Here is a 16,765-nt window from a genome sequence, read left to right on the forward strand (position 1 = left end):
CGTTCTCTTTGTGAAATAAATACAGCTATACATGCATGCCATATGGAGTAGGAGATGATATCGTTTGGCAAGTGAAAATATTGTGATCAAAGGCGCCCGCGCACACAATCTGAAAAATATCGACGTCACGATACCTCGTGACAAGTTCGTTGTTCTTACAGGTCTTAGCGGCTCGGGCAAATCCTCGCTCGCATTTGATACCATTTATGCCGAGGGTCAGCGTCGTTACGTGGAATCCTTGTCCGCTTATGCCCGCCAGTTCCTCGGACAAATGGAAAAACCGGATGTCGATTCCATCGACGGCTTATCGCCTGCGATATCGATTGACCAGAAAACGACGAGCCGCAACCCGCGTTCCACGGTGGGTACCGTAACGGAAATCTACGATTATCTGCGACTCCTGTTCGCTCGTATTGGACATCCTCATTGCCCGGAGCATGGCGTGGAGATCACTTCCCAGACGGTCGAACAGATGGTAGACCGTATCATGCAGTATCCGGAGAAGACGAGACTGCAGATTCTGGCACCGGTCATTTCTGGACGCAAAGGCGAGCATAAGAATCTGTTTGCCGATATTGCGAAGCAGGGCTTTGTCCGGGTTCGTGTCAACGGGGAGCTGCGTGATCTGTCGGACAGCATCGAGCTTGAGAAGAATAAGAAGCATACGATCGAGGTTGTGGTTGATCGAATCGTGGTCAAGGAAGATATTGAGGCACGTCTTGCCGATTCGATCGAGACGGCATTGAATCTGTCGGGCGGCCAGCTTCTGGTTGATATTATGGGACAAGAGGAGCTGCGCTTCAGCTCCAACTTTGCTTGCCCGATCTGCGGTTTCAGCATGGAAGAGTTGACGCCGAGAATGTTCTCTTTTAATACCCCGTTCGGAGCTTGTCCGGAATGCGACGGCTTGGGTGTGGAGATGATTGTGGATTCGGAGCTGCTGGTGCCGGATATGAGCAAAAGTATAGAAGAAGGCGCCTTTGCCGCATGGAGTGGAGGCACCTCCACCTATTATCCGCAATTTCTGAAATCGGTCTGCGTGCATTTCGGCATTCCGCAGGACAAGCCGGTCAGCACCCTGACCCAGGAACAGATGAATAAGCTGTTATATGGCACGGGCAAAGAGAAGGTTCATTTCCGTTATGAGAATGATTTCGGTCAGCGCAAGGAAGCGCACGTGACCTTTGAGGGAATTATTCCGAATCTGGAACGCCGCTACCGGGATACGAATTCCGAAGGTATTCGCGAGTACATCGAAGGCTACATGAGCAGCAAGCCATGCGACGTATGTAAAGGGCATCGTCTTCGGAAGGAGAGCCTGGCCGTTACGATCAATGAGCGCAATATGGCCTACGTTTCCAGTCTGTCGATCGGGGATTCCCTGAAATTCTTCGATCATCTGGAACTCAGCGAGAAAGAAACCCAGATTGCCAACCTCATCCTGAAAGAGATTCACAGCCGGTTGGGATTCCTGGTCAATGTGGGATTGGATTACCTCACCCTCAGCCGTTCAGCGGGAACGCTGTCTGGCGGGGAAGCACAACGAATCCGGCTAGCCACGCAGATCGGATCGAGCCTGATGGGCGTGTTGTACATTTTGGACGAGCCTAGTATTGGACTTCACCAGCGGGATAACGACCGACTGATCTCCACCCTTGAGCATATGCGGAATTTGGGCAATACGCTGATTGTGGTAGAGCACGACGAAGATACGATGATGGCTGCGGACTATATCATCGATATCGGTCCAGGCGCTGGCATCCATGGCGGCCAGGTCATTGCGGAGGGAACACCGAAGGAGATTATGAAGGACCCTAATTCTCTGACGGGGCAATATCTGAGCGGCCGCAAATTCATTCCGGTTAACAGCGAGCGGCGCAAGACTGATGGACGCTGGCTTGAGATCAAGGGCGCGAAAGAAAACAATCTCAAGAATATCAACGTGAAAATTCCGATTGGCGTGTTTACTGCGGTAACCGGCGTGTCCGGATCCGGTAAATCAACGCTGGTGAATGAGATTCTGTATAAAACGCTGGCCCGGGATTTGAACAAGGCGAAGGTGCGTCCAGGGAAATACCGTGAAATGAAAGGTCTCGAGCATATCGAGAAGGTCATTGACATTGACCAGTCTCCGATCGGCCGTACGCCTCGCTCGAACCCTGCTACCTATACAGGCGTCTTCGACGATATCAGGGACATCTTCTCCCAGACGAATGAAGCGAAGATTCGCGGATACAAGAAAGGCCGCTTCAGCTTCAACGTGAAGGGCGGACGCTGCGAGGCCTGCCGCGGGGACGGAATCATCAAGATTGAAATGCACTTCCTGCCGGATATTTACGTTCCTTGCGAAGTATGTAAGGGCAAGCGCTATAACCGTGAAACGCTGGAAGTCAAATATAAAGGCAAGAACATCTCCGAAGTGCTGGAGATGACGGTTGAGAATGCAACGGATTTCTTCCAGAACATTCCGAAGATTCACCGCAAAATGCAAACCTTGATGGATGTTGGCTTGGGCTACATTACGCTGGGCCAGCCTGCCACAACGCTGTCCGGCGGTGAAGCCCAGCGCGTGAAGCTGGCATCTGAGCTGTACCGCCGCAGCACAGGGAAAACGATGTATATCCTGGATGAACCGACAACCGGCCTGCATGTGGACGATATCGACCGTCTGTTAGTTGTGCTCCACCGCCTGGTAGAATCCGGCGAGTCCGTCCTGGTCATCGAGCACAATCTGGATGTCATTAAGACGGCGGATTATCTGATCGATCTTGGTCCAGAGGGCGGCAGCGGTGGCGGTACGATCATTGCCACAGGTACGCCTGAGGAATTGGTGAAGGTGCCGGAGTCTTATACAGGCAAGTACCTGAAGCCGGTCTTGGAACGTGATACGAAGCGAACCAAGGAACTGAACAAGGTTGAGGCTGCGCGTTCATAGTAGTTCGGCTTTCTTCCCATGCTGAAGGGGATTGCGCTGGCATTGTAATCAACAAATAACTTCAGCCAATGAACAAGAGGTTGTCTGACAAAAGAGCACCCGATGGAATAATCGGGGGCTCTTTTTTTCTTATCCAAGAGCAGCTTAGAGAATGGAGTAGTCGGTGAAGGAATATACTGTGTATTTTCATATATTCCTCCAATACCATCCCGTTCCAGGATATGGTATGATCTTGGTGATTTTGATTAATGGGGGGATTGTATGAAGAGGTACACCTATTCCATGCTGATTGCTCTGGCAGCAAGTGCTTTATACATAAACTCATCCACTAGTGCTCAAGCAGGCGTTATTTTTTCAGATATCGATCCATCCTATGCAAAGGATGCCATTCTCCGGTTAGCAGACAGCGGGCTGCTCCAAGGTGACGGGTACGAGGAGTTCAATCCGAAAGAAAGCGTGAGCCGGCAGGATTTTGTTATCATGATCGTAAATGCGTTAAATCTGAGTACAGGCAATCCTCCCGAGAGGGCTACATTTAAGGATGTGTCTAACGATCATTATGCCTTCTCCGCTATAGAAGCTGCGGTGAATAAGGGACTCGTCATGGGAGTCGGAAACGGAAGGTTTGGACTGGGACAACCGCTGACACAGCAGGATATGGCCGTGTTATGCCAGAGAGCCCTGCAAGAGATTACCGGCAAGGAAATTTTGCATGAGGGAACCTTGCAGGAGAAGACTAATGATCCTTCGATTAGCGAATATGCAAAGGATGCTACAGCACTTGCGCTGGAACTAGGTCTCTTCCCGGAAACCGCAAATGGTTTTAGCCCCAAGGGGACAGTTACAAGGGAAGCCGCCGCCGCGGCAACCTTCAAATGGCTGCAAGCGGCAGAGCAGATCAAGCTGGATGCCCCCGAGAGCGAGTTAGATACTCCCGAGGAAGAGCTGGATTCTCAGCCAGAGAAAGAGCAGGAGACTCAATCAGAGGATACGCTACCGATCATCTATGGAGTTGCGACGCCTTCCCGAGAAGCAGCAGAAGTACCTTCAGGAGGTGCGCAGCCACATTCACCGCAATCGGGAACGGAATCGCAGGGGCCGTTACAATCACAGCTGCCGACAACACCACCTTCAGCTCCTAATAATGTGAAATTTCATGATGTGAATGGTCAGGTTCAATTGACCTGGACTCAGCGACAGGGCGAGACCTACAACGTCTATTCCAGTGCACAGCCGGGGGCAGGCTATACGTTATTGGCAGACGGAGCGAATGTGGAGGCGGGTTCTTATGTGATATTGAACGCAACTCATCAGGAGCCGACCTTCTATGTCATAGAAGCTGTCAATAGGATCGGCAAGAGCGGTTATTCCAGCGAAGTTTCGAGCCGGCCGAATAAAGTATCGGGTCTTCAGGCTATTCTAAATGAGGAAGAGGAATCCATTAGTCTAACCTGGTCAGATGCACAGGAAGGCGTTAAATATAATGTTTACTACATAGGAACCGACGGATCGAGATCACGCTTAAATGATGATCTGTTAGATAACCGTGCGTATCTCATCTCAAATCTCAATATGTTAGCTGGCCCGTCTGGCAGGTATACCATTTATGTGGTCGCTGTTAACGGACTGAACGTAAGCAGTGAACCGTCCAATGAGGTTGCCCTCGATGTCAAAAAGGATCCGGAGGATCGGATCACGATCACGGACCCGTCCGTAGCCTTGCCTAATGATGACTTGGAAGAGGAAATGACAGCCGAACCGGAGTCGGTCACGGAGGACGATGGAGGACATCATCTTGATCCTGCAGATGTGCCGCTTGAGAGCTCCAAGCAGCCCCAACCCGATTACATTCCCTAAAATAACGGGCCACACCCATGATGAAAGTCATACTGAAGTCTGACAATTTGGTTAAAAATGAGAAAATTTTATGACTTTTTTTCATTTTTGGGGACAGAGGGCTTGCATCTGGACGGGCACATGGATAACATATAAGAAGATATGTAAATTTGCCCGAGAACAAACCCACGAGGAGGTACGTTTCATGATCCTTGCAGCAGCATCGGATGCGAGCGCAACATTCAAGACATTTGATATCTTTATGATTTTGTTTACGATTTTGATCTTGGTTGGTGTGGTTCGCTTGCTGATGGCCCGCCAAAAAAATAAATTCGCAATCGCTTTCGGCCTCGTCAGCTTATTTGTGTTCCTGTATTCTGACTATGCCATGATTACGGGATGGTTTAACAATTAGGCTGCATTTCGTACGTTATTAAAGCGGCTTCATTTGACGAAGGAAATACATACAAACAAGACGCCCTTCTGCTCTTGCAGGATGAAGGCGTCTTTTTGTTGCTTCGAGGGAAAGTTACACAATCCGCAAGAAAATAAAAAAGAAATAGGTCTAGAAGCAATGGCTGTATATGGAAAAACATGATAAATTGAGGAGTACAAGTTGGATAGAGGATGGAACCGGGGGAGGAACCGAACAATTGAAGAATATACATTGGCAGCAGCGATCAGCTGCTGTTCTGCTGGGGACCGTGATTCTGGCGGGAAGCTGCGGTGTCGTTATGGACACCGATATTGCGGCAGCTGCAGCATCAAACAACAAAAGTACATATGAACAAAACGCGGTGCCACAGGTCATCAGCCTGATGTCGCCGTCGGTCGTTGGCATTATCGGGAAGGCTGCATCAGGAGGCGGGGAAGTGGACGATCGATATAACCTCGCTCATGGCACGGGGGTCATCTGGAAGTCAGACGGCTGGATTGTGACGAATGCCCATGTAGTGGATGGTCTAACCGGCATCACGATTGTGACCTCCGATGGCAAATCCTATAAAGCCAAGGGCGTATACAGTGATCCGATGAGCGATATCGCCTTGGTTAAAATCAATGCCAAATCCTTGAAGCCGGCCAAGTTTGCCGCTACCGCGCAAAATGCGCTGGTGGGGGAAACCGTGGTTGCCATCGGCACCCCGATCTCATTCTCGCTGCGGAATTCAGCCTCGGTCGGTGTGGTTAGCGGTCTAAACCGCAGCGTGGACGGTTCTTACCGTCTGATTCAGACCGATACAGCGATCAACCCTGGAAACAGCGGCGGCCCGCTGGTTAATCTGAAGGGCGAGGTTATCGGGATCAACAGCAAGAAATTCGCCGCGGTCGGCATTGAAAATATGGGCTTCTCCATTCCGGCGGAAACCGTTCGTTATGTGACGGATCACTTATTGAAATATGGTGAAGTGAGAAGAGCGGCACTCGGGTTGGAGCTGGAAGAGAGCTGGTCGGCCATTGTGGGGCTTCCTTCAGATGACCCACTGACGGTTACCAAGGTGCTGTCTGCAGAGGCACGCAAAATCGGGATTCAAGAAGACGATGTGTTATACGCAATTAACGGAAAGCGCGTATATTCCGTTGTGGATATAAACGAACGGTTAAAGTCCTTCATGCCGGGCCAGCATGTTCAATTGCTGATGCAGCGTGACGGGGATATCGTAAATCTTAAACTGACGCTCAGCCAGGATGGAAGCCAAGCTGTTTCGTCAAGCGTTGGGGAGGCTGAGTAATGGTTAAGAGAGCAAGCACGGAGTCAAGCCGGCGTCTGCAGCGGTTTACAGCGGGTACGGTAGCGGCTTTCATGTTATTTACGTCGCTGTCACTTCCGGTATGGGGGGATGACGTGGTTCCCGAGAAGCGGGTATTGACGGTGCAGAGCGGCAGCAGTACAGCTTCGGTGAATGGCACAGCCTACACGATTGCCAAACCCCAATTGAAACAGGGGGTGCTCATGGTGCCGCTTGGCGTGTTCAAGAAAGCTTTTGGCAGCGAGATCAGGCTCGAAGGGGAGAATCGGGTTCGATTGCTGCAAGGCTCGCATACCGTTGTGCTCGTGATCGACAACAAGACGGCTTGGATCGATGGGAAAAAGGTGCAGCTTCCGGCAGAACCAACGATGGTAGCCGGCACGCTGATGGTGCCTCTGCGCCCGGTTGCGGTAGGGATTGGCGCCAAGGTAAGCTCTTCCCAAGGCAAGCTGTCCATTAGCCTCATGGTTATGGATAAGGAAGAGAAGCAGGGCGAAGGCGAAATCAACAATACCACGGGAAAGACCCGGATCGGGAATAGTTATTATGAATGGAGTATGAATTATCCCTCCTGGATGATGGTTGGAAGAGGGACGGACGACGAGAGCGGAGCCGCGTTCAATGACGCGACGGGCCGTTACTACTTGGAAATCCATGCTTCCTCCCAGAAGGTGAAGCAAAGTCCCGATGACCTGCTGGAACGTCTTCTGAAGGAAGTAAACGACTCCGGGGATGTTGTGCTTCACCAGGAGACGGTCTCCGGCGGAACCGTACGATACGCCAGAGTCATCTCCCGCGATGTGGACGGCGTCTTATGGGAAGGGCGGCAGTATTATGCCAACGACCGCGTGTATGAGCTGTATTTTGCCGATGCAGAAGCGGTTCACTACAAGGATATGGACAAACATGCGGGCTTGCTGGGCTCATTCAGAACGACCTATAGTGCGGGGGACAAATCAGCAAAAGATGTATCGACCATTGTCAATGGTCTCCGGGAAGCAGGAAGTGAGGAATACGGAATATGGTTCGGCGTTCCTGCAGGCTGGGAGATCAACAACAAGGAAATGCTGTATGGCGGGGAAGGAGAGGGCTACCTGTCCGTTTCGGTGACATCCGCTCCGACGGGGGCCGACTCTACATTGTCGGCTTGGGCGCAGCGGCTTAAAGACTGGCTGCCGGAATCCTTTGTCAAGGATGCATACGAATATGTCGGACTTACGCCTGTTGAAATATCGGGTGTAAAAGGACAGATTCAGGAGGTACGGTACAACTTCGGCGATAAATGGGTAACCGAGTATGAAGTGATGATTCAGAAGAACGGCTATCGTTATTATCTGGAGTACGCGGTACCGGATGGCCAGGAGCGGGCGGCCTCCAACTGGAAGAAGGTTCTGGAATCGATTGAAATCGATTATGAGGTCGTGCCGGAGAACTTCGGCCGTATTGGCGAGGAAGGCTATCTGACGGATAAATCCAAAATGAGAACCAAAAACTCTCAAGCTTATCGCTATCATATCGATATCCCAAGGTATTGGGAGCCGCTGAACGATCAGTTCGAGCAGGGAAGCGTGGAGTATGGTTTTGCCGGGGGCGGATTTGAGATTATTGCACAAAGGGACGTCGCTGCAGAATACATCGTCAGCAATCTGAAGCGATATTATAACGAAGCGAGCTCAGCCTCGGGAACCAAGGTGAAGCTGCTTGGGGTTGAAAATATCACTTACGCCGGTGTCCCAGCCGTGTCGATCAAGGTACATCAGGTCAAGAACGGTGTAGGTTTCACCACACAGGAAATCGTCTTTGAGAGCGGGAACATTGCCTACACGATTACGACGACGCTGAACGATGCCAATGCAACGGACGCGCAGAAAGCCGCGATTGAGCGTGCGCTGTCATCATTTGAACTGGTGAAATGATAGAAGACATGAAGGAACTCATCTGATCTTTTTATTGCAATAGGGTTCATTATCGGCATCATTTATAGCTGTCCAGCTGCATCCATGGGGTGCAGAGGGGCAGCTGTTTTGATATAGACAGCGGGGATATCGCCAAATTATTTGGTGACATATAGAACGTATGTGCCGTTTTTGCGGTTCGATATGTTAAAATTAAAATAGTGAGTGTATTTATAATCAATGAAATCGGCTTGTAGAAGAGGGAAACAGCGGATGAAAAAAACAATAGGCATGTTCGCTCATGTGGATGCGGGGAAAACCACGCTGGCAGAGCAGCTGTTATATATGACCGATACCATCCAGGAGCGCGGCCGCGTGGATCATCAGAGCGCTTTTCTGGATAGTCATGATATTGAAAAAGAACGCGGGATCACCGTATTCGCCGATCAGGCGACCATGCAGTTCAACGGCTCTACCTATTATTTGATCGATACACCGGGTCATGTCGATTTCTCCCCGGAAATGGAGCGGGCCATTGGGGTAATGGACGCCGCGATTGTTGTCATCAGTGCCGTGGAGGGTGTCGAGGGTCATACCGAGACGGTATGGCATTTGCTGCGCAAGCATGGGGTGCCTACGTTCTTTTTTATTAATAAAATCGATCGGGTGGGCGCGGATGTGCCGCGTGTGCTTGAAGAGATTCGACATGAGCTTACCGAGGACGCCTGCATGATCACAGAGGAGGATGTGCTGCACGAAGGCGTGATGCAGTCCTCTCTTATAGAGGCGATTGCAGAGCGGGACGAGAAGCTGCTGGAGCTCTATATGGAGCAGGGATATGAGGTTTCGCAGTGGTTGGATACGATGACAGCGATGATACGGGAAGGACAACTCTTCCCCTGCTTCAGCGGCTCTGCTCTGCAGAATATGGGGGTGACTCATTTTCTGCATCAGCTGGATCTGCTGACTGTTACGGATTATGATCCCGGGGCGGATTTTGCCGGGAGGGTATATAAGATTCGCCATGATGAGCAGGGAACGAGGCTGACCTATATCAAAGCCATGGGCGGAACGCTGCAGGTGCGGGATGAAATCGTTTATGTGTCCGGAGCCGAGATGATCCGGGAGAAGGTGACGTTTATCCGCCTGATCAACGGGGGGCGTGTCACGAATACCGACCGGGTGCATGCGGGTGATCTGTTTGTGGTGACGGGTATTTCTGCAGCTGCGGCAGGAGACGGACTCGGGGCTTTAAGCGGACGGACGGCATACGAGCTTGTACCGACATTGAAGTCGAAGGTGCTGTTTGAATCCTCCATTCATCCCAAGGATATGCTGCGCGGATTTCGTCTGCTGGATGCGGAGGACCCCTCGTTGTCCGTGCAGTGGGACGAGCCGGCCCAGGCGATTCATATTCACGTGATGGGGATCATTCAGCTTGAAGTACTGGAGCGCATCGTGTTCGAGCGGTTCGGATACCGGATTTCATTCGGTGAACCGGAGATTCTATACAAAGAAACCATCACAGAGGATGTTGTGGGTTGCGGCCATTTCGAACCGCTGAAGCATTATGCGGAGGTGCATCTCCGGCTGGAGCCCGGAGAGCGCAACAGCGGCATCGTATTTGCCAATGCTTGTCATCCCGATGTTCTGCCGGTCAACTATCAGCATCTGGTTGCCCAGCATGTCGGTGAGAGGGATCATCACGGGCTGCTTACAGGCTCTCCGGTCACTGATATCAAGATAACCCTGCTTAAGGGGCGGGCGCACAACAAGCATACACACGGCGGGGATTTCAGGGAAGCTACCTACCGAGCCCTTCGCCAGGGCCTGGAGAAAGCAAGCAATAGGCTGCTGGAGCCTTACTATCACTTCAAGGTGAAGGTGGATGTGGAGCATATTGGACGGTTGATGTCGGATCTGACCCAGGCGAAAGCCAACTTTGAGCCGCCGGAAACATCAGGGGACAAGGTAACGGTCACGGGGTCAGCTCCTGTATCGACCATGATGAATTACAGTATGGAATTAGCCGCCTATACCAAAGGAAGAGGTGCGATATCCCTTGTTTACGGCGGTTATGACCGTTGTCATAACGAGGCAGATGTCATTGATCGTAAAGGATACGATAAGAATGCCGATCCTGAATACAGCTCCTCCTCCATCTTTTGTGCGAAGGGCAGCGGTTATGCTGTGCCTTGGGATGAAGCCGACCGGCATATGCATGTGTAGCTCAGCGGAAGCGAATAGGCGTACAGCTAGGAAATCGAGTGATAATGCGTCCAGCAGTGCAGACAAGTAATATGGGCAAATAAGGGATACCAAGGCTTTATTTAGGTCCGGAAGGTGCTGCGCATGCATCATATCGATCTTAACGCGTGCGCAGTCCAAGTGGATTATGAAGAGAGGGATCCTTTTTCTACTGGCTGCTGGCGCGAAGGGCGCATCGTCCAATAGGTGATGACGGTTGTAATCAGCATTAAGACGCCGGTCATCAGGAACACCGAGTGAATGTTAAAAACGCCGCTGACCAAACCGCCAACGAGCGGTCCGGCCATGCCGCCAATCTGGTTGGCCGTCTGGTTGAGGCTGAACGCCCGTCCGCGGAATTCGCTTGGCGTATGTTTGACAACAAGGCCGTTGAGTGCGGGGAATACGGCACAGAAGAACGCACCGTAGGCAAAGCGGATGGCTGAGAACGCCCAAATATTGCTGAACAGGATTTGAGCGAGCGATCCGATTCCGCCGGCCAGCAGGCCGATCAGGAGCACCTTCTGGAATCCGATTTTATCGGCCAAGCGCCCCCACCTAGCTGCAAACAGGATGCTCGCGATCCCGACGATGGAGAAGACGAAGCCGGCAATCATCGAAGTATGGGATGAAGAGCCGCCAATCTGAGCGATATAGAGTGGCAGTACGGGCTCGATTGTCATGACGGAGAACTGCGTCAGAACGGTGAGCATGAGCACGGTCATGAGCGCTTTGTTGTGTCCGGCGACTTTGAACGTGTTCATGACGGAGACGCGCTCCTTGCTGGGTACGAATTTCTCTTCTTTGACCCAGAATATGACGAGCAGCGTAGCTGCGAAGCAGAGCAACCCTGCCAATCCGAATGCCATTCGGTTGCTGAACAGGGAGGCCAGCGTGCCGCCGATCATGGGACCCATGATGCCGCCGGTGGCGGTTGCCGTGGACATCATCGAGAGGGCATAACCGACCTTTTTCTCAGGGGTATTGGTACCCACGATTGCGATAGCGCCCGGGATAAAGCCGGAGAGAAGGCCTTGCAGCAGGCGAAGAATCAATACCTGGTACTCATTCGTTACAAACGCCATCAGAACATAGATGACAAAGAGCACGAGCCCTGCACGGATAATCATCGGCTTGCGCCCGTATTTGTCCCCTACAGCTCCCCAGAAGGGAGAGGACAAGGCGCCCGCAAAAAAAGCGGAACTGAACAGCAGTCCCGACCACATTTCCGTATTCTTGGTAACGCCGAGTTCAATCAGAAAAAGCGGGAGAAATGGTATGACCATTGAGAAGCTTGATGAAACAATAAAGGAGCCGAACCATAGTATCCATAAATTCTTTTTCCAACTTTCCATGTCTTCTTCATCTCCTGATGTGCGATTTGTTGTAATCCTTCGGGCTTCCCCTCCAATCTTTAAATAGATAATGGTGTATGTATTAGTTGTTCACGGTCTCTTGGGTTATTTATAAATATCAAAATCTTAACTTCGGTCATTCCCATAAAAGGGATATCACAATTCGGGTAAAGCAAAACGCCCCCCAAATTTGGTAAACTGGAATCACCCAGACTACCGCACTAAAGCGAAAGGCGTGCAACTTCATCCTACACCACATGATATGGAATGGGAAGAGGCTGGGTACGGGTGTATGGAGGCTAAAGGCTCATTTCAGGATGGCTTGGAATCCCCTGGTCATCGCATAAATAAAGGGTTTTCAGGAATCGATAAGACGTTGACATAATATCGTAAAATTATTTTTTTGGGGAGAACTGACATGAGAGAAACGCTGAAGGATCTATATTCGAATACATTGTTCCAACAAGTGACCGACCGGTTAAAGGAAGCCTATCCGGCATTCGATGTGAACCGGTTCATGGGGCTTGTTCATGATGAAGCTTGGGAGCGGGAGGAGTTCAAGCAGCGCATTCGTCATATTACGATGGCCTTAACGGACACGCTGCCCGCTTCCTACCCCGATGCTGTGCAGATCCTTAAACAGGTGGCACCGCATTTTAGAGGCGTGGAATATGTGTTTTTTCCGGATTATGTTGAGGTTAATGGCATGGAAGACCTGGAGACCTCGATGGAGGCTTTGGCGGTATTCACGCATTCTTCTACGGCGGAGTTTGCCGTGCGCTCCTTTATTATGCAGGATCAGGAACGGATGCTGACCCAGATGATGACATGGGCTCGGTCTGAGGATGAGCATCTGCGCAGATTGGCGAGCGAGGGCTGCAGACCGCGCCTGCCCTGGGCCCCGCAGCTGCCGGCGCTGATTAAGGATCCGCGTCCGGCTCTGCCGATCCTGGAGCAGCTGAAAGAGGACTCTTCCCTCTATGTAAGAAAAAGCGTGGCAAATCACCTGAACGATATCTCAAAGGACCACCCGGAGCTTGTGCTTGAGATTGCCGCGAAGTGGTATGGGCAGCATCCTCTCACGGATTGGATCGTGCGTCATGCGCTGCGTTCTCTGCTGCGAAAAGGGGACATCCGGGCATTGGCTATTTTCGGATATGTGGAGCTGGAAGAGCTTGAGGGACTTGAAGTCCGCGAGCTTCGGATCAAGCGATCTGTGATCGCGATGGGCGACGACCTGGAGTTTGTTTTTCAGGTGGTCAATGAAACCGGTAATCCGATGGCACTGCGCATCGATTATGAGATTGATTATATGAAGGCAAACGGCAAGCTTGCGCCGAAACGCTATAAATGCTCGGACAAGATCTATTCACCGGGAAGCTGGAAGGTCGAGAAAAAGCAATCCTTTAAGCCGATCTCGACGCGCCGCTTCTACTCCGGTGATCACCGCCTTCACATTGTGGTGAACGGCAAGCGATTGGCCAGCATGGACTTTGTGCTGGAGGGCGCGGAGTAAGCATAGGGGACTTGTGCAGGACGTATACCGGCAAACCCTGGGTGCAGGACGTTGCACTGGAAACCTCTGGCAAAGGAATCCTGGATCGGGTTGACGGTACGGGAGAGTTCCGTTCCAAAGTTTTGTACATCGTGTGCGACTGCTCCCTGGCGCACGGCACGGTGCGTGGTCCGGGGCAGGCTTGGATGGCTGTCGACCGCCGAGATGTTAAGAAGGCTCTGACTAAAGGATACGGAGATCAACATGCAGTATTCCAGATCCCTGGTTGAGGAAAGAGGAAGTAATCCCCGTATGCAAAAGAAAGAGATGATAATACTAGCCCCGCACGGTGATCATGCCAGGCAGCGGTCGTAGCAGGTCATGTGAGGCAAGCCTTCCAAGGGGAGGGCTTGTTTTTGTTTTGTGCAAAACTGAGCGCCATGCGGATTATGGCAGCACTATCAAATGTGTGGAAATCAAGCTAGCAGGTAGAAGAGAAGCCGGACTTTTGGTACACTAGATAAGTTGAAGAGCTATTCAAGTGTTAACAACCAATTGATATAGATGTGAGACGTCCTGTTCTATGAAAATAGAGTATGGCTTGTTGGTTTCAATGAAAGAATAGTAGTACACAGTACACCGGCATGAACCGGTCTGGGAGGATATAGATGGACACGAAAGCAATACAAAGAGAAGACGTGGAATTGCTGGCTCCGGCAGGGGATTGGGATTGTATGCGGGCTGCCGTGGCGAATGGGGCGGACGCGATCTTTTTTGGAGTCGAAAAGTTTAATGCCCGTGCACGGGCGAACAATTTCCGGATGGATGAGCTGTCCGAAATTATGGCCTTCCTGCACAGTTATGGGGTTAAGGGATTTCTGACCTTTAATATTCTGGTGTTTGAGAACGAGCTGGAGGATGCCAAGGAACTGATTGATGCTTGCGTGGATGCCGGGGTGGACGCGGTGATTGTGCAGGATCTGGGTCTGGTGAAAATGATTCGCGAAATCTCGCCGGACTTCCCGATCCATGGCTCTACGCAGATGACAATCACTTCGCCGGAGGCTGTCGAGTTCACAAAGCCGTTTAATATGGAGCGCGTCGTACTTGGACGCGAGAACAATCTGAAGCAAATCCAGAAGATCGGGGAGCAGGCAAAACTGCCGATGGAAGTATTCGTGCATGGTGCGCTATGCGTATCGTACTCGGGTCAGTGCCTGACTTCCGAAATGTGGGGCGGTCGTTCCGCGAACCGCGGCGAGTGCGCGCAGGCTTGCCGTCTGCCGTATGATCTGATCGTGGATGGCGAGCAGAAGCCGATGGGCGACGTCGCCTACTTGCTCTCGCCAAAGGATCTGGCCGCCATTGATCTGATGCCGGAGCTGATTGAAGCGGGCGTGACTTCGTTTAAGATTGAGGGCCGTTTAAAGAGCCCCGAGTATGTGGCCAACGTTGTGAGCAAGTACCGGAAGGCCATCGACCGGTATTTCGACGGGGAAGATGCGAGACCGAGCAAGGAAGAGGTGCGTGAGCTGCAGCAGAGCTTCTCGCGCGGCTTCACGCATGGCTTCTTGGATGGAACGAACAATAAAAAGCTGGTTGAGGGTACGTTTCCAAAAAGCCGCGGCGTGTATCTCGGCCGGGTAGAGCAGATTCTGCGCGACGGTGTTGTCTGCAAGCTGGATGCGCCGCTCAAACGCGGGGACGGCATCGTGTTCGATGCTGGAGATCCTACGAAAAAAGAAGAAGGCGGACGCGTCTACGACGTACGGCGCAAGGGCGTGAAGCTGGAGGGCGAAGCGGAGGAAGGCTGGATCATTGATATTGTTCCCGGCCGGAGCGACGTGGACCTGCGCAAGCTGCATGTCGGCGACCGGATCTGGAAGACCAATGATCCGGCACTGGACAAGCGCCTCCGTCAGACGTACGAGACGGAGAAGCCGTACCGGGTATTCCCGGTACATGTGCGTGTCAGCGGCCGTCCCGGACAGCTGCTGTCAACCTGGTGGACCGATGTGCAGAAGGGCACGACGGTCCAGGTGGATTCGGAGCTGGAACTGGAGATTGCCCAGAAGCGCCCGCTCAGCCAGGAAATTCTGGAGGAGCAGCTTGGCCGCCTGGGCGGAACGGTGTTCCAGCTTGAGGCACTGGACGTCGACCTGTACGGCGACGTCATCGTGCCGATTCGCGAGCTCAACAGCATCCGCCGCCGTGCGGTGGAGCTGCTCGCCGGCGAGCGGCCTAAACCGCCCGTGTACGTGAAACGGGCGGTGGCGGTGTATGGCGATGCGGCTGTGCCCGCAGCGCCCGTGGGCCGCGGTGAGGCGAAGCTCACCGCGCTGTGCCGCAGCCTGCCGCAGGTGCAGGCTGCACTCGAGGCCGGCGTTGAGATGATCTACGCCGACTTCGAGTTCATCAAGCAGTTCCCGGCAGCGGTGGAAGCCGTGCGTGCAGCCGGCAAACAGATTGCGCTGGCAACGCCGCGCATTCACATGCCGGGCGAGAACGGCTACCACAACAACATCCTGCGCCTCCAGCCGGACGCCGTGCTGGTGCGCAACACCGGTGCGCTGTATTTCTACCTGCGCCACCGGATGGAGAACCCGGGGGCGAAGCATCCCCGGCTGATCGGCGACTTCTCCTTGAACATCGCCAACCATAAGGCGGTTGACCTGTTCGTCGAAGCCGGATGCGATGCCGTCACGCCTTCCTATGACCTGAACATCCAGCAGATGGTGGATCTTCTCGGTAAGGCCGACACGTCCAAAATGGAGATTGTCATCCATCAGCATCTTCCGATGTTCCATACGGAGCACTGCGTGTACTGCACGTTCCTCAGCGAAGGAACGGACTTTACGAACTGCGGTCGTCCGTGCGAAGAGAGCCGCGTGTCCCTGCAGGACCGGATCGGCATGTCCCACCCGGTTCGGGTAGACGAAGGCTGCCGTAACACGGTATACAATGCCATCGAGCAGTCCGGCGCCGAGTATCTCGCGAACTTCATGGAGCTGGGCGTATCCAGCTACCGCGTGGAGTTTCTCGAAGAGACGCCGGAGCAAGTCCACGAAGTCATCGATCTCTACAACCGCGCTCTGCGCGGCGAGATCAACGGTACCCAGGTATGGAAGAAGCTGAAGGCAACCAACCAGCTTGGGGTAACGCGGGGGCAGTTGGTGAAGTAAGGAATAGATATTTTTATGAAATATAAGCACATGCCAGCGATTGGGCTGGCATGTGCTTTTTTTGTCTGGAGA

Annotated in this window: 10 protein-coding genes; 9 read left to right on the forward strand and 1 reads right to left on the reverse strand. The window is 52.4% G+C overall.

Translation table 11 applies throughout. The annotated features are described in order from the left end of the window. Positions 1–64 precede the first annotated feature (64 nt). The 6 genes from uvrA to WDY75_RS02620 all read left to right on the forward strand — a co-directional run bounded on the left by uvrA (position 65) and on the right by WDY75_RS02620 (position 10,643). A complete protein-coding gene (uvrA, locus tag WDY75_RS02595) occupies positions 65–2,935 on the forward strand; it encodes an excinuclease ABC subunit UvrA (protein ID WP_006213011.1) in 2,871 nt (956 codons plus the stop codon). 261 nt (positions 2,936–3,196) lie between these two features. Then, positions 3,197–4,792, forward strand: coding sequence for an S-layer homology domain-containing protein (locus WDY75_RS02600; RefSeq protein ID WP_228030139.1), 1,596 nt, complete (start codon positions 3,197–3,199; stop codon positions 4,790–4,792). Positions 4,793–4,976: 184 nt separating this feature from the next. Continuing rightward, complete coding sequence (locus WDY75_RS02605) at positions 4,977–5,186, forward strand: hypothetical protein (RefSeq protein ID WP_006213009.1); 210 nt, start codon at positions 4,977–4,979, stop codon at positions 5,184–5,186. A 238-nt stretch (positions 5,187–5,424) separates the two neighbouring features. Further along, positions 5,425–6,501: a S1C family serine protease gene (locus WDY75_RS02610; protein WP_063477966.1), complete on the forward strand. Its 1,077-nt coding sequence runs from the start codon at positions 5,425–5,427 to the stop codon at positions 6,499–6,501. After that, the gene (locus WDY75_RS02615) at positions 6,501–8,435 is read left to right on the forward strand and encodes a copper amine oxidase N-terminal domain-containing protein (protein ID WP_063477965.1); all 1,935 of its coding nucleotides are present in this window, start codon (positions 6,501–6,503) and stop codon (positions 8,433–8,435) included. Before WDY75_RS02610 ends, WDY75_RS02615 begins: the two co-directional genes overlap by 1 nt. 252 nt (positions 8,436–8,687) lie before the next feature. Next, the gene (locus WDY75_RS02620; RefSeq protein WP_063477964.1) at positions 8,688–10,643 is read left to right on the forward strand and encodes a GTP-binding protein; all 1,956 of its coding nucleotides are present in this window, start codon (positions 8,688–8,690) and stop codon (positions 10,641–10,643) included. A 164-nt stretch (positions 10,644–10,807) separates the two neighbouring features. Here the strand turns inward: WDY75_RS02620 and WDY75_RS02625 are convergent, their stop codons facing one another. After that, a complete protein-coding gene (locus WDY75_RS02625; RefSeq protein WP_063477963.1) occupies positions 10,808–12,016 on the reverse strand; it encodes an MFS transporter in 1,209 nt (402 codons plus the stop codon). Positions 12,017–12,434: 418 nt separating this feature from the next. Here WDY75_RS02625 and WDY75_RS02630 point away from each other — a divergent pair, with 418 nt between their 5' ends. The 3 genes from WDY75_RS02630 (at position 12,435) to WDY75_RS02640 (ending at position 16,693) form a co-directional block, all read left to right on the forward strand. Next, positions 12,435–13,532 (forward strand): DNA alkylation repair protein, encoded by a 1,098-nt coding sequence (locus WDY75_RS02630; protein ID WP_063477962.1) that lies wholly within the window; start codon positions 12,435–12,437, stop codon positions 13,530–13,532. Between the two features lie 11 nt (positions 13,533–13,543). After that, entirely contained in the window at positions 13,544–13,801 is a 258-nt protein-coding gene (locus WDY75_RS02635) for a hypothetical protein (protein ID WP_063477961.1), read from the forward strand. Positions 13,802–14,179: 378 nt separating this feature from the next. Then, positions 14,180–16,693, forward strand: coding sequence for a U32 family peptidase (locus tag WDY75_RS02640; protein WP_063477960.1), 2,514 nt, complete (start codon positions 14,180–14,182; stop codon positions 16,691–16,693). Positions 16,694–16,765 lie beyond the last annotated feature (72 nt).

Origin of the sequence: Paenibacillus glucanolyticus (assembly GCF_037333485.1) — a bacterium.
Classification (GTDB): Bacteria; Bacillota; Bacilli; order Paenibacillales; family Paenibacillaceae; genus Paenibacillus_AQ; species Paenibacillus_AQ glucanolyticus.

Coding starts and splice junctions, on each gene's coding strand:
- WDY75_RS02630 (WP_063477962.1), top strand. CDS start 12,435: ATGAGAGAAACGCTGAAGGATCTATATTCGAATACATTGTTCCAACAA.
- WDY75_RS02620 (WP_063477964.1), top strand. CDS start 8,688: ATGAAAAAAACAATAGGCATGTTCGCTCATGTGGATGCGGGGAAAACC.
- WDY75_RS02615 (WP_063477965.1), top strand. CDS start 6,501: ATGGTTAAGAGAGCAAGCACGGAGTCAAGCCGGCGTCTGCAGCGGTTT.
- WDY75_RS02625 (WP_063477963.1), bottom strand. CDS start 12,016: ATGGAAAGTTGGAAAAAGAATTTATGGATACTATGGTTCGGCTCCTTT.
- WDY75_RS02640 (WP_063477960.1), top strand. CDS start 14,180: ATGGACACGAAAGCAATACAAAGAGAAGACGTGGAATTGCTGGCTCCG.
- WDY75_RS02600 (WP_228030139.1), top strand. CDS start 3,197: ATGAAGAGGTACACCTATTCCATGCTGATTGCTCTGGCAGCAAGTGCT.
- WDY75_RS02605 (WP_006213009.1), top strand. CDS start 4,977: ATGATCCTTGCAGCAGCATCGGATGCGAGCGCAACATTCAAGACATTT.